General features: G+C 57.9%; 17 protein-coding genes and 2 pseudogenes. 13 read left to right on the plus strand and 6 right to left on the minus strand.

Annotated features, from left to right (window positions below; genetic code table 11):
- Positions 1–13: 13 nt before the first annotated feature.
- Genes C8J42_RS17495 through C8J42_RS17510 form a run of 4 tightly spaced genes read right to left on the minus strand, consistent with a single transcriptional unit; the run spans position 14 to position 5,448 of the window.
- Entirely contained in the window at positions 14–1,204 is a 1,191-nt protein-coding gene (locus tag C8J42_RS17495) for a hypothetical protein (protein WP_133021114.1), read from the minus strand.
- A gap of 27 nt (positions 1,205–1,231) precedes the next feature.
- The gene (locus C8J42_RS17500; RefSeq protein ID WP_133021115.1) at positions 1,232–3,445 is read right to left on the minus strand and encodes a polysaccharide biosynthesis tyrosine autokinase; all 2,214 of its coding nucleotides are present in this window, start codon (positions 3,443–3,445) and stop codon (positions 1,232–1,234) included.
- 10 nt (positions 3,446–3,455) lie between these two features.
- Positions 3,456–4,160, minus strand: a complete 705-nt coding sequence (locus C8J42_RS17505; RefSeq protein ID WP_243644571.1) for a polysaccharide biosynthesis/export family protein — start codon at positions 4,158–4,160, stop codon at positions 3,456–3,458.
- A 49-nt stretch (positions 4,161–4,209) separates the two neighbouring features.
- Positions 4,210–5,448, minus strand: coding sequence for an O-antigen ligase family protein (locus C8J42_RS17510; RefSeq protein WP_165895543.1), 1,239 nt, complete (start codon positions 5,446–5,448; stop codon positions 4,210–4,212).
- 582 nt (positions 5,449–6,030) lie between these two features.
- On the opposite strand from C8J42_RS17510, the pseudogene C8J42_RS17515 reads away from it, so the two are divergent.
- The 4 genes and pseudogenes from C8J42_RS17515 to C8J42_RS17530 all read left to right on the plus strand — a co-directional run.
- A pseudogene (locus C8J42_RS17515) lies at positions 6,031–7,241 on the plus strand (IS3 family transposase); the annotation flags it as partial.
- Positions 7,242–7,638: 397 nt separating this feature from the next.
- Positions 7,639–8,886 (plus strand): sugar transferase, encoded by a 1,248-nt coding sequence (locus tag C8J42_RS20215; RefSeq protein WP_243644572.1) that lies wholly within the window; start codon positions 7,639–7,641, stop codon positions 8,884–8,886.
- A 133-nt stretch (positions 8,887–9,019) separates the two neighbouring features.
- Entirely contained in the window at positions 9,020–10,147 is a 1,128-nt protein-coding gene (gmd, locus tag C8J42_RS17525; RefSeq protein ID WP_133021118.1) for a GDP-mannose 4,6-dehydratase, read from the plus strand.
- A gap of 14 nt (positions 10,148–10,161) precedes the next feature.
- Positions 10,162–11,106, plus strand: coding sequence for a GDP-L-fucose synthase (locus C8J42_RS17530; RefSeq protein ID WP_133021119.1), 945 nt, complete (start codon positions 10,162–10,164; stop codon positions 11,104–11,106).
- 263 nt (positions 11,107–11,369) lie between these two features.
- Here the strand turns inward: C8J42_RS17530 and C8J42_RS17535 are convergent, their stop codons facing one another.
- On the minus strand, positions 11,370–12,437 hold the full coding sequence (locus C8J42_RS17535) for a mannose-1-phosphate guanylyltransferase/mannose-6-phosphate isomerase (protein ID WP_133021120.1): 1,068 nt from the start codon (positions 12,435–12,437) through the stop codon (positions 11,370–11,372).
- A gap of 333 nt (positions 12,438–12,770) precedes the next feature.
- On the opposite strand from C8J42_RS17535, the gene galU reads away from it, so the two are divergent.
- Positions 12,771–13,643: a UTP--glucose-1-phosphate uridylyltransferase GalU gene (gene galU / locus C8J42_RS17540; RefSeq protein ID WP_133021121.1), complete on the plus strand. Its 873-nt coding sequence runs from the start codon at positions 12,771–12,773 to the stop codon at positions 13,641–13,643.
- Between the two features lie 24 nt (positions 13,644–13,667).
- Here the strand turns inward: galU and C8J42_RS17545 are convergent.
- A pseudogene (locus C8J42_RS17545) lies at positions 13,668–13,802 on the minus strand (sugar transferase); the annotation flags it as partial.
- A gap of 940 nt (positions 13,803–14,742) precedes the next feature.
- On the opposite strand from C8J42_RS17545, the gene rfbC reads away from it, so the two are divergent.
- The 8 genes from rfbC to C8J42_RS17585 all read left to right on the plus strand — a co-directional run bounded on the left by rfbC (position 14,743) and on the right by C8J42_RS17585 (position 21,383).
- Positions 14,743–15,312, plus strand: a complete 570-nt coding sequence (gene rfbC, locus C8J42_RS17550) for a dTDP-4-dehydrorhamnose 3,5-epimerase (RefSeq protein ID WP_133021123.1) — start codon at positions 14,743–14,745, stop codon at positions 15,310–15,312.
- Positions 15,313–15,323: 11 nt separating this feature from the next.
- A complete protein-coding gene (gene rfbB, locus C8J42_RS17555; RefSeq protein ID WP_133021124.1) occupies positions 15,324–16,379 on the plus strand; it encodes a dTDP-glucose 4,6-dehydratase in 1,056 nt (351 codons plus the stop codon).
- Positions 16,376–17,290 (plus strand): dTDP-4-dehydrorhamnose reductase, encoded by a 915-nt coding sequence (rfbD, locus tag C8J42_RS17560; protein WP_133021125.1) that lies wholly within the window; start codon positions 16,376–16,378, stop codon positions 17,288–17,290. The genes rfbB and rfbD overlap by 4 nt, the downstream gene beginning before the upstream one ends.
- On the plus strand, positions 17,287–18,153 hold the full coding sequence (rfbA, locus tag C8J42_RS17565; protein ID WP_133021126.1) for a glucose-1-phosphate thymidylyltransferase RfbA: 867 nt from the start codon (positions 17,287–17,289) through the stop codon (positions 18,151–18,153). Before rfbD ends, rfbA begins: the two co-directional genes overlap by 4 nt.
- A gap of 282 nt (positions 18,154–18,435) precedes the next feature.
- Positions 18,436–18,834 (plus strand): transposase, encoded by a 399-nt coding sequence (locus tag C8J42_RS17570; RefSeq protein WP_107952736.1) that lies wholly within the window; start codon positions 18,436–18,438, stop codon positions 18,832–18,834.
- A complete protein-coding gene (gene tnpB, locus C8J42_RS17575) occupies positions 18,831–19,178 on the plus strand; it encodes an IS66 family insertion sequence element accessory protein TnpB (protein ID WP_133021127.1) in 348 nt (115 codons plus the stop codon). The genes C8J42_RS17570 and tnpB overlap by 4 nt, the downstream gene beginning before the upstream one ends.
- Positions 19,179–19,239: 61 nt before the next feature.
- The gene (locus tag C8J42_RS17580) at positions 19,240–20,784 is read left to right on the plus strand and encodes an IS66 family transposase (RefSeq protein ID WP_133021128.1); all 1,545 of its coding nucleotides are present in this window, start codon (positions 19,240–19,242) and stop codon (positions 20,782–20,784) included.
- Complete coding sequence (locus tag C8J42_RS17585; RefSeq protein WP_107954827.1) at positions 20,781–21,383, plus strand: plasmid pRiA4b ORF-3 family protein; 603 nt, start codon at positions 20,781–20,783, stop codon at positions 21,381–21,383. Before C8J42_RS17580 ends, C8J42_RS17585 begins: the two co-directional genes overlap by 4 nt.
- Positions 21,384–21,439: the final 56 nt, after the last annotated feature.

Consider the following 21,439-nt stretch of genomic DNA (forward strand, 5'->3'; position numbering starts at 1 on the left):
CACGTCAACCATTTCAGAGACGAGTAATGGCAATATCATCTATCCAACCCGCTGCCTGTCCTCCAGATGCACCGTCTACGCTAATCATTATTCGCGCCAGCTGGCACTGTTCGGAAATATGGAAGCGTGCATGTTCTATCCTACCCGACGAAGGCGCCATTGACGAAAGCTTGGTCAGTTCAGCTCCGCTTGCCTGACAGCGGACGCGTATTGACATTGGTGGTGAAGATTCAGCGTCGGGTACAATCAACGCACTCAGCGAATAGTCACCGGGTTTGAGTACCAAAACCTGTTCAGCAACGGTAGTGTCGCTATCGCCGGAAGCTACGAAAAGCGCAAGACCACGTCCATCGGCTCGCTCTTGCCGAGATGCTGCGCTACTGCCCTCCTCGTGAATCGCCCACTCAAACGGGCCAAATGAGTTGCCCTGCTCAAAACTTCCATCCCGGAGCAAGCTCACTGGGGCTTTACGGATTTTGCGGTAAAACGCGAACGCTCCTTCGCGATCGCCAAGGTTAAGCATCCGGCTAAGCCCGTCTCCTAACGCAGACGCCTCCGATTGATTGGTGGTATCAAGCCTGAGCGACTGGAGTATAATGGGAATAGTCGAGGGGCTTGTACTCCGGGCATTCAAGGCGCCTACGAATTGAGGCCACCAAGCAGGTCGATTTTGCAAGAACGGTACAAGCCCACGGACCGCCTCGGGGTCACTGGTTGCCGATACCAAGATAGGCACCAAGGTATCTCGCAAACCGACATTTACCAACATTGTCCGATTATAATGGCGAAGTGTTCCCGCCATGTCACTTGCAGCGGCCGTAATTTCGAGCAGCGCAAGCTGTGTAATCGTGTCACGACGCGACAGACTTTCAGCGTAATTGAGCCAAGCTTTAAACGAGGCTTGTCGACCTTCGGCAGCAGCGACGAATGCCATCGCTCTAGCAGCGGTTGCATTACCGGGTTCGCGATCCAGCGCAGTCGCCGCCAAACGACGAGCCTTCTCCCGCTCCGCTTTACCGGTGACAGACGCAACAAGATTACTTGCCGCGCCTGCTTGCGCCTGACTGCTCGTCATGCCCAACAATCCGATCGATGGCCGTACAGGATCTAAAACCTGCTTCGCGGTAACTGCGAACGACCACCAAGCGACCGCGAGTCCGACCAGTACAGTACCGGTCATAGTTGGCATGTTCATCCGCCGCATGTGCGACATCCTGACGATCTACCGATCTCAACCCTTGCTGGACGCATTACCATAACCGTAGCCATAATCGTACCCATAGCCATATTGCGATCTTTTGGGTTCAAACTTGGTCAAGACGGCACCAATCACGTTTGCCCTTGTAGACCGCAAACGGTTCATAGCTACCCGTACCATGCGCCTGTCAGTTGCGTTCGCTTCAAGCACATATACTACACCCTCTACTTCGCTTGAAAGGAGTGGCGCATCGGCAAGGCCCATTACAGGCGGCGCATCGAATATTACATGGTCAAACTGAAGCAAAAGATCCGCAATCAACTGTGTGACATTATCGCTTGCCAAAAGTTCAGCTGCACTTGGCGGCTGAGGACCTGCAGCGATAAAGAACAGGTTACCCGCCTCAAGCGGATGAATGATGCGAGTGAGATCTTTGTCTCCGGCGAGATAATTACTCAAGCCAAACTCATTGGTCACGTTGAGCATGTTATTCAGCGACGGCGACCGCATATCGCTGTCAATCAAAACGACGCGCTTACCTGACCTAGCAATCACAGTTGCCAGTGCATAGCTGGTTGTCGACTTACCTTCGGCAGGACGAGTACTCGTAACCAAAATCGATCGCGGAATGCCATGGTCTGTGGAGAAAGAAAGATTAGTCCGCAACGACAGATAGGCCTCAGACATGCTGGACTTGCGGTCGGCCAATGCCTCCCGTGGATCCTGCCCCATGACCTTAGGGATCGCGCCCAGCGTCGGAATTCCGATAAGCGATTCAATATCCGCTGCATCAGAAATATTCTGATTGATCTGCTCTACCAAGAAGGCGGAGATGACACCTAAACCAAGCCCGCCAATCAGGGCAATCGCAAGATTGATGAGCAATCGGGGGCTAGAGGGCTTAACCGGTAGCTCGGCGCTATCTACCACTGCGATGTTGTTGGTGCCGACACCGCCGTCCGCGCTGATCGCTTTATAGCGCTGCAGAAGACCAGCATAGAGCTGTCGATTGGTGTCAACATCCCGTTGAAGAAGGTTATACTGAATGCTGCGCTGCTGAACATTTAGATACGCCTGAGTTAAGGTATCTACCTGACGCTTCAAACTGTTCTCACGTTCGACGCTCGCACGATATGTTTCATTCAATGTGCTACCGACGCGCCCCTCCTCCGCTGAGATCGAACGATCCAGTTGCGTCATTTCGGTTTTGATTTGCTGCGCTGCGGGATACCCCGGAGAGAACTGCACCATCATGCGCGCGTAGTTTGCGGCCAGTTCAGCACGACGCTGGCGCAACGCGGAGATCGTACCATTCGTCAGTGACTCACTTACGCTGCCACCTGCTTGCCCCAAACGGCTTTGTGCCTTGATCCGGTCGCCACGGGCTTGGGCATATTCTTGATTAATCGTCGCCAAATCGTCGACAACCAGGGCGCGCTCACTGCTTCCGGACTGACCATCCGCATTCGCGGCAACGGGAAGATTTACGATTTTTTCTTGCCTAGCGTAGCTGACGAGCTGCTGCTCAGACGCATATATCCGATTCCGGAGCTGTGCGAGCTGTCGTTCAAGAAAGGTCCGCACATAAGCCGTAGCACCGACCCGACGCTCTAACGTCAGCTCGACAAATGCGCCGCTCCAAGCGTCAACAACACGTCGCGACAACACTGGATCTGGGCTAGTAAAGGACAACGTGACCAGCCGCGAAAGACGCGCAGGCTTAATTTTAAAGTTCTTTAGCAAAATCGCGCCGGCCAGTTCAATTCGATCCTCACGGCGGGATGCTCGTGGGTTGACCCTGCCGCCTTGAAACCAAGTGGTGCGCTGCGGCAACTTATAGCTATCGAAGAACTTAACATCGTCATAAAGGCGCAAATTTGTCGCTACACGTTCAGCAAGTGCGCGCGATTCCAATAGCCCATACTGAGTTTCGTAAAACTCTTGATCAGCTACTTCGTTCTTAGGCCGTGCACCCGCAACGTCGACAATTCCAGTGCTTTCGCGCTGGATCTCGATCGTAGACACCGCCGTATAGAGGGGCGTTGCCAACAGCGTAAATATCAAGCCTGCGAGAAGCGCAGCCCCAACCACGCCCAGAATTAGCCACTTCCGACGGCGTAGCACTGAGAGGATATGCGTCAGTAGTGGCACATCTGGGGCGTCTGAAGCAAAGCTGGAATCAGCTTCGGAGTAGACCTGAAGATCATCGTCGTTGATATCGCCGCGCTGGGCAGTGAGCGAGTTCATGGTTCGGGCCTTAGTTCAATATCGCGACAAGTGGCGCAATCAGCAAGGCGCCACCTTGAATTGCTGCCTGGAACACACGACGTCCGCCGGACTCGCCAACCGATACTACGTCATTGGCGTAGACCTCGGGATCTGGGTAAATCCCTTGGCGGATCGCTCGCAGGTCATACAGTGCGGCCATGTCCTTCCCACCTACCCGGCGGAAAACAACCACATAGCTGGTATTTGCATAGTCGGTTGTGCCTTCGGCACGAGCGACCGCTCGGATTAGGGTCATTCGACCCGTCACCGGGTATAGGCCGGGCTTTTGAACCTGCCCGTCTACCGTAATCGTCTGACTGATTGTGTCAGCGTTTACGGTAACCTGTGGCGATCGAATATATTTCCCTCGAAGCCTGTTTGCGATCGCATCAGCGAGCTGACTCGTCGTTTTGCCGGATGCATCAAGCGTACCTACCAATGGGATCGCGATGGTACCGCTTGCGTCCACCTGAACGGTTCGACTGAGCTCGGGCACGCCATATACGTCCACCTCGACCTTGTCGAACGGACCAATAACATACGCACGCTGTTCGAGGATCAGATCCTTCAACGCAGGGGGAGGCAATTGCCCACCCTGAACGATTTCCAAATCCGGCCTACCGACCAATTTCTCGCTGGCACATCCGCTTACCGAAAGCACAGCTATAGCCGCACCGGCCATCCACCACTTCATATGAAAATATGTCCTAGAACCGCAAACATAGGCGAGACCATATCGTGCGTTAGTCGACAGGCTCATGGTCGTAAAGCCTCCCCTCTCTCGAAGCAGCGCTCTTGAGGATCCGATCGTCGGAATGGTCAGCCGCGATCCAGCAGATCATCAGCGCAAAAACGCCTGCCAACAGCGGGGTTCGAAGGGGGTAATCGGTGATGCTCGCCACGAACAAGATTGCTATCACAATCATGCCGGCTCGAGCGGCTGCTCGTTCCGGTTTGCGGCTGCGCTCTGGTCGGCGAAAGACGCTGCGTACTCTGGCTAGCATCCACAGCGCCAAACCGAGCAGCAACGCCACCGCTGGGAGGCCTCCGGTCAGCAACAACTCGACCAAGTCATTATGTGCGTGGTTGAAGTAGGAAGGTTTCAATACACTATCAGGTTCATAGATTCGAAAAACAGAATCAAATGTTCCGAATCCGCTACCAAACGGCAGGAATGCCAGCGCAATCGCGAATGTGATTGGCGCAAAAATAACCCGCTGCTCACCTCCAACGAGATCTGAGGCAAAAAGCCTATCTAAAGCCACGGCGCGCCCGAACAGGATCATGGCAACCAACAGCATCATCGGAACGATTAGTAGCGCCGCGCGCACTGCCCACCGGTTCCTCCCTCGCGCTATCGGCAACCGCGTCGGAGCAATGAGCAACGCACCACCCAGCCCCATGACCCCAAGCAGCAATCCTGTTCTCGATCCCGTAAGCACGATTGTTGGCAACAAAATGAGACTGAGCGCTATCGTAATGAATATCCGTAGATAGGCGATAGTTCGATCACTGGGCTCCACTGCATCGATCTTGGGCCCGAGATACAGCCAAAGCCGCAGAATGGGAAATCCGGCTGCGAGCAACGCCGCTTGGTGATTGCGGTTTGCGAACAGGCCGAGCGGCTCTCCGACATTGCTTAAACGATAAAGCCGGGCGCCACTGCCCGCACTCGTAATTTGGAGAATGCCCCAGAATGCGGACACTGCGATGATAATCACCAATGTCGTCACGAGCGCAGGCCTCTGCGATCGCGGAAGCGCGGCAAAACCGAGTAATATGACCAGTGGCGTCGTTAACGCCAATAAACTGCTTTCGGTCAAATCCGGTTGCAGGCTAATTGGCCGCCAAGGCTGCTTTACGCCTTCCAAAGCGGCAGCTTGAATAAATCGCGCATGACCTGGCAGCGCCTGCCAAATTTCGGGCGGAAGCGGTATCAGTTGGAGCGCGATAATGCCAGCGAACGCCCCTAGCAAAAGCAAGGGGGGCCTCAACGGGGAAAGTTCGAACCGTGGAGAGAAGAGCAAAAGACCGACGACGCATATTATTGCTGCCGGTCTTAGAAACAGCAAAGAAGGGACACCGGCACGTGACGACCCCCCCCCCAACGCTGTCAAAGCGAGAAATATAAGAAGGATCGCCAGTGGTGCCCCACCGGAGCCTAGCGCCCTCTTGAAGGATCGTATTCGCACGCAATTCCCTCATTGAGGATGCACATCGCCTGACCAAACGGTGCTATGACGTGGCATCAATGCAGTATGTTTCACTACGCGGCAGGATAAAATTTCCAGCCAGCCCGCGTAGGTAAAGAAGCCTCGCGATAGCACAATGCCAATTCGGCGACAATCAATCCGCGGTTGGGACTTACCTTTTCCCAAGGTCAGGAGGCGATTGCGCAGCGCTGTTCTAGGGCGCCAACGACGACGCTGACATGGCCGTCCTGCTGCTAATCAGCCGAGCATGGCGTTGATGGCGGAGCCTGTCCTGCACCTCGTTCTTCTCGTCATGTGAGGTGGCCCCTAAATGACCTGACAGGGCCCCGCTCTTAGATAAGAGTGAGGCATATGACTGACGGTACGACCAGGCGTTACAACGATGGCGAGGTTCTCTCCGGTGTTCAGCGCCGGAGGCGGTGGACACCGGAGGAAAAGGTCCGGATCGTCGAGGAGACGTATCTACCGGGATGAGCGTGTCGCTCGTCGCCCGCCGGCACGGCATTGGCGGCAATCAGATCTTCACCTGGCGGCGCCTGATGGCGCAGGGTGCGCTGACCGCCGCGGCAGCTGGCGAGGAAGTGGTGCCGGCGTCCGAGTACCGTGCGCTCGAGGCGCAGGTGCGCGAACTACACCGGCTGCTCGGCAAGAAGGCCATGGAGAACGAGCTGCTCCGCGAGGCCGTGTCCCGGGCCGCAGGCCCAAAAAAAACTGCTGTTGCGCTCGACCTCGTTGCCACGGGATGGACGGTGAGCGCGGTCGCCGAGGCGGTCGGCATTGCTCGCCCACACCTGTCCGCAATGCGCCATCGCCCAGCGCCCCGGCCACGCGGACGACCACCACTGCCGGATGCTGAGCTGGTCCACGACATCCGCGCGCTCGTCGCCGATCTGCCAACCTATGGCTATCGCCGCGTTCATGCTCTGCTGCGCCGGGAGGCCGAGAAGACCGGGCGCGAAGCGCCCAATCCGAAACGCGTCTACCGCGTCATGAAGGTGCACGGGCTACTCCTACAGCGAGGCGGCGAACACCGCGAGGAACGGCGTCACGACGGCCGGGTCGCCGTCGACCTCCGCAACACCCGCTGGTGCTCCGACGGGCTGGAGATCATCTGTGACAAAGGCGAGAAGGTACGTGTCGCATTCGCGCTCGACTGTTACAACCGCGAGGCGATGGGACACGTGGCGACGACGGGCGGCATCACCGCAGAGGACGTCCAGGACTTGATGCTCGCCACGGTCGAGCATCGCTACGGATGGGTGAACCGCGTGCGCCAACCGATCGAGTGACTTACCGACAACAGCAGCTGCTACACCGCACGCGACACACGTGCGTTCGACCGGGACATCGGGGTGATCCCGTGCACGACCCCAGTCAGCAGTCCTCAATCAAATGGCATGGCTGAGGCCTTCGTCCGCACCCTGAAACGCGATTATGTCGGTGTGAACCCCAGGCCAGATGCACAGAGTGTCATCGACCAACTGCCTGGCTAGTTCGCCCATTATCACGAGGTGCATCCGCACCGCGCTTTGCGCTATCGATCACCCCGCGAGTTCATCGCGCGAACCTACGAAGCTCTGTCAGGCCTAGGGGGCCACAACATCATAGCTCCCTCTGTTGAGGAGTTAGAACCTCCCATGAGCCCGGAGCGGGTCACCCGCCGTAACGGCCGTTTGGTCCGTTAAACGCTCGTTCAGCGTCCACTATGCACAATATTTGTTTCATATAGCCTTGGATTCGGTCTAACGGAGCGGCAACAACCTTGGCCCGCTAATGTTCTGCAGGCTGATTGATTTGAAGGTGGGTGGGTTGAGTATCCGACGCTCGCAAGCGACACCAGTCACAGGCGCACATAAAATCCGTAAAATTTGGCGCCCACGCGCAACCACCTTACGGATCCGTATGGTGCTAGGACTGCTAACGCTGGACATCGGATGCATCGTCCTAAGCTTCGGTTTAGTGGCCTCCCTGCGCGACCGTTTTCTGGGCTCTTCAAGCTGGGCTTTTTTCCTGCTTGTCATGCTGCCAATCTATATAATTGCAGCGATCAACGCGCATGGATATTCCGCGGCCAATGTTCAGGATCCCTTCCGGGCGATAGCAAAAGGGCTGCAGGCTTTCCTTCTGGCATTGTGCGCAGCTATCATCGCGGCGTTCGCGCTCAAAACGACTGACACATTTCCTCGACTGGTTGTTTCGATTGGATCACTTTTTGCAATCGCGTCCCTTTCGCTAAGCCGCTATTTTTTCGCCCGACACTTGGAACGGATTATTGGTGGTAATCCGTTTAGCGTAGTGCTGTTGCGCGATGGTGAGAGCCCCGTTCCGCTCGGAGCTTTTTCGATCATCCTTGCGACCGATGGAGCATTCGATCCGGAGAGCCACGATCCGGTCATGTACGATCGACTGGCGACCTCGCTTGCGCACGCAGACCGGGTTATCGTAGCCTGCAGTCCTGAACGTCGCATTCCGTGGGCCCATGCTTTAAAAGGTGCCAATATCCAAGGTGAGATATTCGTACCTGAGCTCGACGCACTCGCGCCGCTCGGTATCGCGAGTTATGGCGATACTCCAACACTGATCATCGCTAACGGCCCACTGGGACTAGTCGATCGTTCAGTCAAACGGGCTTTTGACATCGTGCTGGCCGGTGGCGCGTTGCTAATCCTTCTACCACTTTTTGTGGTGATCGCCTTTTTAATTAAGCGGGACTCGGTCGGGCCAATATTTTTTACGCAGACCCGAATTGGTCGAAGCAACCAGATGTTCCGGATGAAGAAATTCCGCAGTATGTACGTGGATAGCAGCGATAGCGCAGGCCATCGCTCGACTGACCGCGAGGACGACCGTGTTACCCGGATCGGTCGCTTCATTCGCAAGACCAGTATCGATGAGCTACCCCAGATTCTAAACGTGCTGGTGGGCGATATGAGTATTGTCGGTCCGAGACCGCATGCACTGGGATCACGCGCGGCAGATAAGTTATTTTGGGAAGTAGACGACAGATATTGGCATAGGCATGCTGCGAAACCGGGACTTACTGGTCTTGCTCAGGTTCGTGGGTATCGCGGCGCAACATTGATAGAAGAAGATCTTGCGAATAGACTGCACTCAGATTTAGAATATCTAGAAAATTGGTCGATCTGGCGCGATGTAAAAATTATAGTTTTGACATTTCGCGTCCTGCTTCATCGTAATGCTTACTAGGCATACGCATTAAATAATTGCGGCTTATCAAGATATGTTGCCGGATTAGTTTACTATAACTTTTTGATATATTATAATTCTCATGAAGATCATTTCATATATTATAAAATATGCATATTAAAGGATTATACCATTGAGCGGTAAGAAGGTAGCCCTTATCACGGGCGTAACGGGTCAGGATGGATCTTATCTAGCCGAGTTCCTGCTTGAGAAGGGCTATGAGGTTCACGGCATCAAACGCCGTGCCTCACTTTTGAACACGCAGCGCATCGATCACATATACCAGGATCCCCATTCGCCGCAGCCCAACCTAAAGCTGCATTATGGCGATCTGTCGGATACCTCGAACCTCACGCGCATCCTGAGCGAGGTGAAGCCCGACGAGGTGTACAACCTTGGCGCGCAGAGCCACGTCGCGGTCAGCTTCGAAGCGCCCGAATATACCGCGGACGTCGACGGCCTCGGCACGCTCCGTCTGCTCGAGGCGATCCGCTTCCTCGGGATGGAGAAGACGACGCGCTTCTACCAGGCCTCGACGTCCGAACTTTACGGTCTGGTCCAGGAGACCCCGCAAAAGGAGACGACGCCGTTCTATCCGCGCTCGCCCTATGCGGTCGCCAAGCTCTATGCGTACTGGATCACGGTCAACTACCGCGAGGCCTACGGCATGTATGCCTGCAATGGCGTGCTATTTAACCACGAGAGCCCACGTCGCGGTGAGACGTTCGTCACCCGCAAGATCACCCGCGGCCTCGCCAACATCGCGCAAGGCCTCGAGACGGGCCTGTTCATGGGCAATATCGACTCCCTACGCGACTGGGGCCATGCCAAGGACTATGTCCGCATGCAGTGGATGATGCTGCAGCAGGAGCAGGCGGAAGATTTCGTCATCGCCACCGGCGTGCAGTACTCTGTCCGTGAGTTCATCACTTGGTCAGCCGCGCACCTCGGCATCACGCTGCGGTTCGAGGGCGAAGGCGTCGACGAGGTCGGCATCGTCGACAAGGTCGAGGGCGACGATGCCCCGGCGGTCAAGGCAGGCGATATCCTCGTTCGTATCGATCCGCGCTATTTCCGTCCGGCCGAAGTTGAAACGCTGCTTGGCGATCCGACCAGGGCTAAGGACCGCCTCGGCTGGGTGCCTGAGATCAGCGTGCAGGAGATGTGCCAGGAGATGGTCGCAGCCGACCTTCACACGGCCAAGCGTCATGCCTTGCTTAAGGCACATGGCTTCGACCTTCCGGTTTCGGTCGAAGGCTGATGGAGCAGCATCCCATGCGTATCTATGTGGCTGGCCATCGAGGCATGGTCGGTGGAGCGATCTCGCGCAAACTGCGCGAGCGCGGCGCCGAGGTGATCACGCGCACGCACGCCGAACTCGACCTGACCGACCAGGCGGCGGTGCGTGCTTTCTTTGCGAGCGAGAAGCCTGACGGCGTTGTGCTGGCGGCTGCGAAGGTTGGCGGCATTCACGCCAACAACACCTATCCGGCCGACTTCATCTACGAGAACCTGATGATCGAGGCTAACGTCGTTCATCAGGCGTATGCCGCGGGCGTGCAGCGCCTGCTGTTCCTTGGGTCATCATGCATCTACCCCCGCGCGGTCGAACAGCCGATGCGCGAGGACGCGCTGCTCACGGGGGTTCTTGAGCCGACCAACGAGCCCTACGCGGTTGCCAAGATCGCCGGGATCAAGCTGTGCGAAAGCTATAATCGCCAGTACGGCACCGACTATCGCAGCGTAATGCCTACCAACCTTTATGGACCGGGTGACAATTTTCACCCGGAAAACAGCCATGTGATGCCGGCCCTGATCCGCCGTTTTCATGAAGCGGCCGCCAGCGGCGCTGAAGAAGTCGTGATCTGGGGTACCGGCACCCCGTACCGCGAGTTCCTGCATGTCGACGACATGGCCGAGGCCTCACTGTTCGTGTTCGATCTGGACAAGGAAGCGTACGAGGCGAACACCGAACCGATGCTTAGCCATATCAACGTGGGCTTTGGCGAGGACGTCACCATTAGCGAACTCGCGCATCTGGTTGCAGACGTCACCGGTTTTACCGGCCGCATCAGCTTTGACACGTCAAAGCCAGACGGTACGATGCGCAAGTTGATGGATTCGGGACGGCTTACTAGTATGGGATGGAAGCCTTCCGTTGCCCTTGCTGAGGGGGTCAAGGAGACTTACGCGTGGTTCCGCGCTAACGTGGCGCACTAACTGTTCCATTAAAAGAGATGCCCTCCCCCAGAAGAAGGGGAAGGCATCTCACGTCCGCTAATTTGACAACTTATTGTATCGAGCATCTCCCCGTACGCAGATTCTATCTTGATTTTAGGCAGTGATGCTCACTTTACCGCCGTTTTAAAAAATCACTTGGAACGACATAAATCGCTGAATTAGCGCACCAAATCTATGAGTAGCGCTTCGCTTTGATCGCAATGTTGGTTTTCTATCTCGGTAGATAGCGAACAGTATTAGTTTTAGCCGTGCCTTTTCATCGCTTCGGTCAGCTTTTTCACTTCCTGGCTACGACCGCGTGGCATGATCAGCACGTCGTTACCGCTGGCGACCACGATTAAATCCTCGACGCCGACCAACGAGACGCGCACGCCGTCGCTTCGAACGAAACAGGTCTTGGTATCGATCGCCAGCACGTTGCCGTCGCCGTGGCTGCGGTGCGCGTTGCCGTCGGCATCGATTTCGCTGATCGCGTGCAGCGCATCCCAGCTGCCGACGTCGTTCCAACCCATTGCGACCGGCACGACTGCGACCCGATCGGCCTTCTCCATCACCGCGTAATCTATTGAGTCATCGGGCGAGGCGGCGAAGGCGACCGCGTCCGGGTAAATCTGTGAGCCCTTGGTACGCGCCTTGTCCATCGCCTCCTGCGTCGCGGTCAGGATGCCTGGGTCAAACTGCGCGAGAGCGTTGAGATAAGCGTCGGCCAGGAATAGGAAGATGCCTCCGTTCCAGGCATGATCGCCACTTGCCAGCATAGACTGCGCCTTATCGAGCGGGGGCTTTTCGACGAACCGCGCGACGCGGTTGACGCCGGATTGCAGCTCGTCGCCAATCTGGATCCAGCCATAGCCGGTCTCGGGGGCGTCCGGGGCGATCCCGAATGTGACGAGCCATCCTTGCGTGACGAGCGGCATCGCCGCTTCGATCGCGGCATGGAACGCAGGAACGTCGCCGATAACGTGATCCGACGGCATCACCAGCAGCGCGTCGCCGCCACCACCCGCGGCGATCGCTGCGAGCGCGATGGCAGGTGCAGTGTTGCGGCCGATCGGTTCCAGGATCAACGCCTGCGCGGTCGCGCCGACCTCGGCAAGTTGCTGCTCGACGAGATCCGCGTGACGCGCGTTCGCGACCACGATCGGGGCGGCGAAGCGATCGCCGAACGCGCGGCCCGCGGTGAGCTGCAGCATCGTCTCGTCGGCGGTGAGCGCGAGCATCTGCTTGGGCATTTCGGGGCGTGACATGGGCCAGAGGCGCGTGCCCGAACCGCCTGAAAGAATAACGGGAATGATCTTACGTGCGGTCATGAAGCCTCCTGCTGGCACTCGGCTATAACGTCGATATTTTCGCGCGCCAGAAGGCCGATCTCGTGCTGGAGGACGACTAGCAACAGGCGCATCCTCGGTTTAAGTCTTGAGATACAGCCAGAACCCAACCTTTGATCGCCGGCGTCGAAGGCTCGCATCGAACATGCGACTACGTACACGGCATCGGGCTCGACGCGTGATACGATGTCGCGACGGGCGCGTGTGATGAGCACGAGAAGGATGTCCGCCGCGACGTACTTATCATTACATATTTGCAGGTTACCGCAATGGCTTCGGGCGATAAACGATCCGGTGAGTTTCAAGGAGCATCGAATGATCATAAAGCCGCTGCGCAAGGCCGTGTTTCCGGTCGCCGGACTAGGTACGCGCTTCCTTCCGGCCACCAAGGCCATGCCGAAGGAAATGCTCACCGTCGTCGACAAGCCGCTGATTCAATATGCGGTCGAGGAAGCACTCGAGGCCGGGATCGAGCAGATCATCTTCGTGACCGGGCGCGGCAAGGGCGCGCTCGAGGATCATTTCGACATCTCGTACGAGCTCGAGGATACGATGCGGTCGCGCGGCAAGTCGCTGGACGCGATCAGCAATATCCGGATGAAGCCCGGCTCGCCGGTCTATGTCCGCCAGCAGGAGCCGCTCGGCTTGGGCCACGCGGTCTGGTGCGCGCGAGAGATCGTCGGCGACGAGCCGTTCGCGGTCCTGCTCCCCGACGAACTGATGGTCGGCAAGCCCGGCTTCATGAAACAGATGGTCGAGGCGTATAACCAGGTCGGCGGCAACGTGATCGGCGCGCTCGAAGTGCCCGATTCGGAAACCGACAAATACGGCATCATCTCGCCAGGCGCGATCGACGGTCGGCTGACCGAAGTGACCGCGCTCGTTGAAAAGCCCAAGCGTGGCAGCGCACCGTCGAATTTGATGATCCCCGGACGCTACATCCTCCAGCCGGAGGTGATGCGGATTTTGGAGACGCAGGAAAAGGGCGCGGGCGACGAGATCCAGCTGACGGACGCAATGGCGCAGTTGATCGGCAACCAGCCGTTCCACGGCTTTACCTTCGACGGCCAGCGCTATGATTGCGGCGACAAGGCTGGTTACATCCAGGCCAATCTAGCGATCGCATTGGCGCGCGACGACATCGGACCGGTGGTTCGTGAGTTCGCGAAGGGCTTGCTGGCGGGCTGAACGATCAGCTTGCTCACCGGAACGTCAGAAGGCGTTCCGGTGCAGCAGAACGCGGAAGGTCAAGACGATGATCTTGATGTCGCGCCAGATAAACCAATGCTCGAGATACTCGAGATCCGCCTGGAGCCGGTTGCGCAGATCGTCCTCGCACAGTGTCGCACTGCCAAAAACCGCGGGCATGCGCATGTCCACAGTATATTTTATGATATGCAACAAGAATAGTTTTTAGCAACAAAATTCGTATATCAAGAACATGAAAGCGAGGCTTGACCAACTTAGTATTATTACGTTTTCAAAGTTATCGTATTTTTACTATGCGTGAAATTATTATTTAGTTTTTACTGTGTATCCATAAATTTCTACATAACCTTTCTCTATTTATTGATCTTTTCAGAAGCAATCATCTTATCTATCTCCCTGCGGTACAGAACTAGATTTTCTTGTGTTGTCTCTCGGCCGGAACCATCTTGAGTACGTATACGGCCTTGCTCAATGCCTTCGACAGTGCTGAGCAAGCTATCTAATCGGTTTATCATGGGCAGGTGCATATCCGCGCAACGCCGGTTCAGGCAAGCTACAAGGCATATGTGTCGCGTAGCGTGGCCGCAATCATGCAATAGAATCTACTTAGCCTACGAGTTTGTAGATCGTAAATTACAGCATGTTCGATGCCGGCCTGGATCCTAGCGTTCGACCTGATTGCAGCTCCGTATGTCAGCCTGCCGCCCTATCTGTATAGGTTCTTCGACCAGCAATAATTACCAGCCCCCCCCTCGCTTTATTCGCCACCCCCTTACACGTTTATAACGATGTAATTCATATCGCGATCTTGGCAAAATATACTATTGTAATTAGTAACCATACAATTTGTTTATCTACATACCTTCTAATTGGGTTTTAGCTTCGGCATAGGCCGCCTTATTACATTTAGGAGAAATTATGCCTGATTTACACTTGGCTGATTTGTGTACCGTTAACGACCCTTTCGTGTTGCTTACCGAACTGCTTCCGCTTGCATTGTTGGGATTTTGCCGACACGCTACCTTATAAGTAGATAATGCGCCTCTCGGTCCCTCGTCACTTCAGTATACGTATCCTTATGCCCAACCTTGTCCAACTCGTCCGCCCAAAGCGTTTTGGCGATACCCGTGGTTGGTTCGCCGAGGTCTATTCGATGCCTGCCTTCGCCAAACTCGGGATCACCTGCACATTCGTGCAGGACAATCATTCGCTGTCCCTGTCAGCCTTCACGCTCCGGGGTCTGCATTTCCAGACGCCGCCTCACGGCCAAGACAAGCTGGTGCAGTGCGTACGCGGCGCGATCTTCGATGTCGCGGTCGACATCCGTAAGGGGTCGCCGACCTACGGCCAGTGGGTCGGAGCCGAGCTGTCGGCGAAGAACGGCCACCAGCTCTTCATCCCGATCGGCTTCGCGCACGGCTTCGCGACACTCGAGGACAATTGCGAAGTCTCGTACAAATGCTCGGACACCTACGCGCCCGAGAGTGATGGCGGCATCCGCTGGGATGATCCCACAATCGGCATCGATTGGCCAATGCCTGCGGGTACCATGCCCGAACTGTCGGCCAAGGATGCGGTGCAGCCGCTGCTCGCCAACTTTGACAGCCCCTTTCTCTATGATGGCCGCCCACTGGCGCCGCTCGCCTGAAGGACAGACCCATGCGCATCTTCGTCACTGGCGGGGCCGGCTTCATCGGCTCGGCCCTCGTTCGCCACCTGATCGAGAACACCAACCATGAGGTCCTGAACTTCGACAAGCTGACCTATGCCGGCACGCTGTCGACGGTCGGGCGCGTAGCAAGCTCGAACCGCTACCGCTTCGTTCAGGGCGACATCTGCGATGCAGAGGCGGTGAAGGCCGCGATCGCGGAGTTCAAGCCCGACATCGTCACGCATCTCGCAGCCGAAAGCCATGTCGACCGCTCAATCGACGGGCCCGGCGCGTTCGTCCAGACCAATGTGGTCGGCACCTTTACGATGCTGAGCGAAACGCGTGCCTATTGGCTTGGCCTTGATGACGAGGCCATGGCGGCGTTCCGCTTTCATCATATCTCGACCGACGAGGTCTACGGCTCGCTCGGCGATACCGGGCTGTTCACCGAAGAGACGCCCTACGATCCGCGCTCACCCTACTCAGCATCGAAGGCAGGGTCTGACCATCTCGTTTCTGCTTGGGGCCACACCTTCGGACTGCCGGTGCTGATCACCAACTGCTCGAACAACTATGGCCCGTATCACTTCCCCGAAAAGCTAATCCCGCTGATGATCGTCAAGGCGCTCGCTGGCGCCGACTTGCCGGTCTACGGCGAAGGCGACCAGGTCCGCGACTGGCTATTCGTTGATGATCACGTCCATGCGCTGCAGGCGGTGTTCGAAAAAGGTGAGCCTGGTCGGACCTACAATGTCGGCGGGAACAATGAAAAACAGAACATCGAGGTCGTGAAGACCGTCTGCGCGATCCTCGATCGCCTCCGCCCCCGCGCCGATGGCCAATCGTATGCGACGCAAATCACCTACGTCGCGGACCGTCCCGGTCACGACAAGCGCTATGCGATTGACGCAAGCCGCATCAAGAACGAGCTCGGGTGGGAGCCCGCCGAGACGTTTGAAACGGGCATCCAGAAGACGGTCGCCTGGTATCTCGACAACCAGAGCTGGTGGGAAGCGATCGTTGCCGAGCACAAGGCCGACCAACGCCGCGGGCTGTCTGTATGAGGCACATCCTCGTCACTGGCGGTAATGGCCAGCTCGGCACCGAACTGAAGCGCCTTGCCTGGCCCGACGGCTTGACGATCACCGCAATCGACATCGACGAGCTCGACCTACGTGACACAGCCGCAGTCAGCGCGATGATCGCCCAAGGTCACGGTGGGCAGCCTTGGGCAGCGGTCATTTCAGCTGGCGCCTATACGGCGGTGGATAAGGCGGAAAGTGACATCGTCACCGCTTGGACTGTCAACGCGATGGCCCCTGCAGCATTGGCGGAAGGCTGTGCCAAAGCCGGCATCCCGATCGTCCAGGTCTCAACCGACTATGTCTTCGACGGTACGCGCGGTGGTCCGTGGGAGGTGACGGATCCGGTTGCGCCACTGGACGTGTACGGCGCGTCTAAGCTTGGCGGCGAACTCGCGGTTCGCACTTCGGGCGCGCGCTATGCGATCGTTCGTACCGCCTGGGTGGTCAGCGCGCACGGCAACAACTTTATCAAGACGATGCTACGTATGGGCGCGACTAATGCCACCTTGCGCGTCGTAGACGACCAGTATGGTAGCCCGACCTCGGCAGCCGACTTGGCAGCTGCGTTGGCGACAATCACGATATGTCTTGTTCAGGATCCCGCCGCGCCGATTGGTACCTATCACTTTAGCAACGCCGGCGCGGTCACCTGGGCGGGCTTCGCCCGCGAGATATTCGCACAGAGCGCCGCACGCGGTGGGGTCAGTGCCGAAGTACAAGGCATCGCCACCGCCGAATACCCGACGATAGCGAGACGTCCGGCCAATTCGCTGCTGAGTCATGACGCTATCACTCGTGACTATGGCATACGTCCGCAGGCGTGGCAGATCGCACTTGGCACCATTCTCGACGAACTGATCGGTGCACTAGACCAGGAGACCCAGCCGTGAAGGGCATTATTCTCGCAGGCGGGTCGGGCACACGCCTTCACCCGGCAACGCTCGTCGTTAACAAGCAGTTGCTACCGGTCTACGATAAACCAATGATATATTATCCTCTTTCTGTATTGATGCTCGCTGGTATCCGCGACATAATGATAATTTCTAGTCCTGACTATATTGGTAACTACAAAGCGTTGTTCGGCGATGGCTCCGAGCTCGGCCTCACTATTGCTTATGAAAAACAGCACAAACCGGAAGGTCTTGCTCAGGCGTTCATGATCGGCGGTGACTTCATTGGCGACGACAATGTCGCACTGATCCTTGGCGACAACATTTTCTACGGCGCCTATCTGACTCATCTGCTGGCAAGCGCGGTCGAGCGCGAGCGCGGTGCGACGGTGTTTTCCTACCGCGTTGAGGATCCTGAGCACTACGGCGTGGTGGAGTTTGGTGAAGGCGGCAAAGCCGTCAGCCTTGAGGAAAAACCTGAAAAACCAAAGTCTAACCATGCAGTCACTGGTTTGTATTTCTACGACAACCGCGTCGTTCAGTTCGCTCGCAGCTTGAAGCCATCGGCACGCGGCGAGCTTGAGATCACCGATCTCAACCGACTGTACATGGAAGCCGGCGACCTGTTCGTCGAGCAACTGGGCCGTGGTTACGCTTGGCTCGATACTGGCACACATGACTCCTTGCTTGAGGCTTCCGAGTTCGTACGAACCATTCAACGGCGACAGGGTATTCAGGTCGCGTGCCTGGAAGAAATTGCTTTTTACCAAGGGTTCATCACGGCTGATCAGGCGCGCGCGGCCGGCGAACGGTTTAAAAAGACCAACTACGGAAAGGCCATCCTGAACGCAGTCGATCGCTGATGAGACCTGTAAGTGTCATTTAAAGTTGGACTTGTACGCGAAGTTTACAACTGCTGATGGCAGCCCTTCAAAGGCGCGGCGATGCCAGACGAGACTATCGAACCAGCCGCAGGTGTAACGAGTAGTCGTACGACCGGTTGTATGAGCGTAAGCGCGGTCTGAAGGCCGCCTTGCGGTTGGAGCGTTCGACGGGTTGATAGCGGCTCTTTGAACGGGGCCGTGATGTCGGACGAGACTATCGAACCAGCTGCAGATGTAGCGACCACTCATACGACCGGTCGTATGAGTGGTCGTATCGAGATTGTCGGGCGGGTGTCGGGCCGGCGCCGCTGGACGGTCGAGGAGAAGCTGGCGATCCTGCGCGATGCGTTTGGGCCGGATGGGTCGGTCCGGGCGGCGGTCGAGCGTCACGAGGTCGGCAGCGGCGCGATCTACACCTGGCGGCGCCAGGCGATGTCGGGTGCACTGAGCGGAGTGCCGGCCCGGCCTCAGACCGCATTTGCCGAAGTCCAAATCAGCGAGCCGCCCATGATGCTGCCGGCGCCGCCCGTCGAGGCGTCAGCGGACGCCCGGACCGCGGGGCAGATCGGCATAGAGCTGCCTTCGGGTGTACGACTGACCGTCGACGGCACGGTCGACGCCGAGGCGCTGTCGCGCGTGATCGGCGTGCTGACCCGATGATCCCGCAGCCGACATCGACGCGGATATTCCTGGCATGCGGCGTCACCGACATGCGCAAGGGCTTCGATGGCCTGGCGGTATTGGTGCAGCAGATGCTCCGAGAGAAACCACATTCCGGTGCGCTGTTCGCGTTCCGCGGCAGGCGCGGCGACCTGATCAAATTGCTGTGGTTCGACGGTCAGGGACTATGCCTGTTTTCGAAGCGGATGGACCGGGGGCGTTTCGTCTGGCCGGTGACCGCGACCGGCACAGTGGCGCTGACATCGGCGCAGGTGTCGATGCTTTTGGAAGGCATCGACTGGCGTCGTCCCGAGCGGACATGGTCACCAACATTGGCAGGCTAAAAACATAGCTTTTCCGCCATTTTTGCTCGTGTGAGAGTGCGCGAACTGCTATGAAAATGAGGTGTCGCAAGCCCCTCTTGCCCCATCTGATGCCGAGGCGCGGATTGCCGTGCTGGAGGCGTCGCTCGCCCGGGCCAATGCGGCACTCGCCGCCCGCGACCTGCTCATTGAGACACTGCGTGGTCAGATCGCCCGGCTGCGGCGGATGCAGTTCGGCGCATCTTCCGAGAAGCTGACGCGCGAGATCGCCCAGCTCGAACTCGCGCTCGAAGAACTGGAAACCGAGAGCGCGGTCCCGGAGACCGGCGCGGCCTCGTCAGACACGTCCGTGCGGCCAGCATTAGTCCGTGCGTTGCCCGACCACCTGCCACGCGAGGAGGTCGTCCACGAACCCGCCTCCGGCGCCTGCACATGCCCGGACTGCGGCGGTGCGCTACGTCGCCTCGGGCAAGACGCCCATGAGGTGCTCGACGTCCTGCCGGTGCACTGGCGCGTGGTGCGGAACGTCCGACCGAAATACAGCTGCCGGACGTGTGAGAAGATCGTCCAGGCGGCTGCCCCGGTGAAGGCGGTCGCACGCGGAAAAGCGACTTTTGCGACGCTGGCGCATGTCGTCGTCTCGAAGTTCGAACATCACCTGCCGCTTTATCGGCAGTCTGAAATAATGGCGGCCCAAGGCGTGGACATCGACCGCTCGACGCTGGCGGGCTGGGTCGGTCAGGCAGCCGCGCTGCTCGACCCCATCGTCAGTCGCATTCGCGAGGAGGTGCTGAAAGGCGACAAGATCCATGCGGACGACACGCCAGTTCCCGTGCTCGACCCGGGGCGCGGACGCACCGCGACCGGGCGGCTATGGGTCTATGCAGTCGACGACCGCGCCTCGGGCAACACGACCCCGCCTGCGACATGGTATCGCTTCACGATCGACCGCACCGGTGCACATCCGCAAGCCCATCTCGCCGGATTTCGAGGCTTTCTCCAGGCCGACGCCTATGCAGGTTACGACGGCCTCTATCGAAGCGGCGCCACCGAAGTCGCATGCTGGGCTCATTTCAGGCGCAAGGTGTTCGACCTGCACGAGCGGGTTGCCACGCCGCTGACCACCGACATTCTTGAACGCATCGGTGCCTTGTACAGCATAGAGGCCGAGGTCCGCGGCAGGCCGCCTGACGTGCGGCTGGCGGCGCGGCAGAACCGAACGAAGCCGCTGGTCGATGCGCTGCGCGAGGCACTGGACGCAGCACTGCGCCGCCTGTCGCCAAAGTCCGACATGGCCAAGGCTATCGCCTATGGCACGAAGCGATGGCTCGCACTGTGTCGCTTCCTCGATGACGGACGCCTGGAGATCGATAACAACATTGCCGAACGCGCGTTGCGCGGCGTTGCCGTCGGACGGCGAAACTGGCTGTTCGCCGGTTCGAAGACGGGCGGCGAGCGCGCCGCAGCGATCTACACCGTCATCCAGACCTGCAAGGCCAATGGCGTCGACCCGCAGGCCTACATCGCCGACGTTATCGCCAGAATTGCCAGCGACTGGCCTGCCAGTCGCTGGGACGAACTGATGCCGTGGAATTGGGCACGTGAACCTGCCAGAATGACGGCATGAGTGCCGAGACCATCGCCCGCCTGCATATCCTCCTGGAGGACATCGAACCTGCAATCTGGCGCCGGGTCGAAGTACCGGTCACCGCCAGCCTCAAGATGCTCCACGACATCGTCCAAGCTGTGATGGGGTGGGAGAATAGTCACCTCTGGCACTTCGAGGCCGGCGACCGGCGCTACGGCGTGCCGGACCCGATGTGGCCGGAGAGCGGCATGGGCGCCGCGAAGAACGTGAAACTCGCTGCCCTCATCGACCGGGGCGTGAGTGAACTCTTCTATACCTACGATATGGGCGACGACTGGCGGCACACCATCACCCTCGAAACGGTCGGTCCCGGCGAGCACGACGTCAAATACCCGCGCTTCGTTGAAGGCCAGCGCCGATGCCCGCCCGAGGATGTCGGTGGCTTGCCCGGATATGAAATGTTCCTCGATGCCATGGCTGACCCTGCGCACGAGGAACACGACCGGCTGCGCGAATGGTACGGCGGCCCATATAACCCTGACGACATCGACGAACGCTTCACCCGCCGTGCCGTCGCCGCCATCGCCATCCGCCGCCATGCCGGTAAGGTCTCCTACCAGAATAGCCTCACCCGATAACAAGGCGGTCTATCGACCACGCTTACGTATGAGCAGCTTGGAAACACGGTGCAGTG

The organism is Sphingomonas sp. PP-CE-1A-559, assembly GCF_004340965.1.
Lineage (GTDB): Bacteria > Pseudomonadota > Alphaproteobacteria > Sphingomonadales > Sphingomonadaceae > Sphingomonas.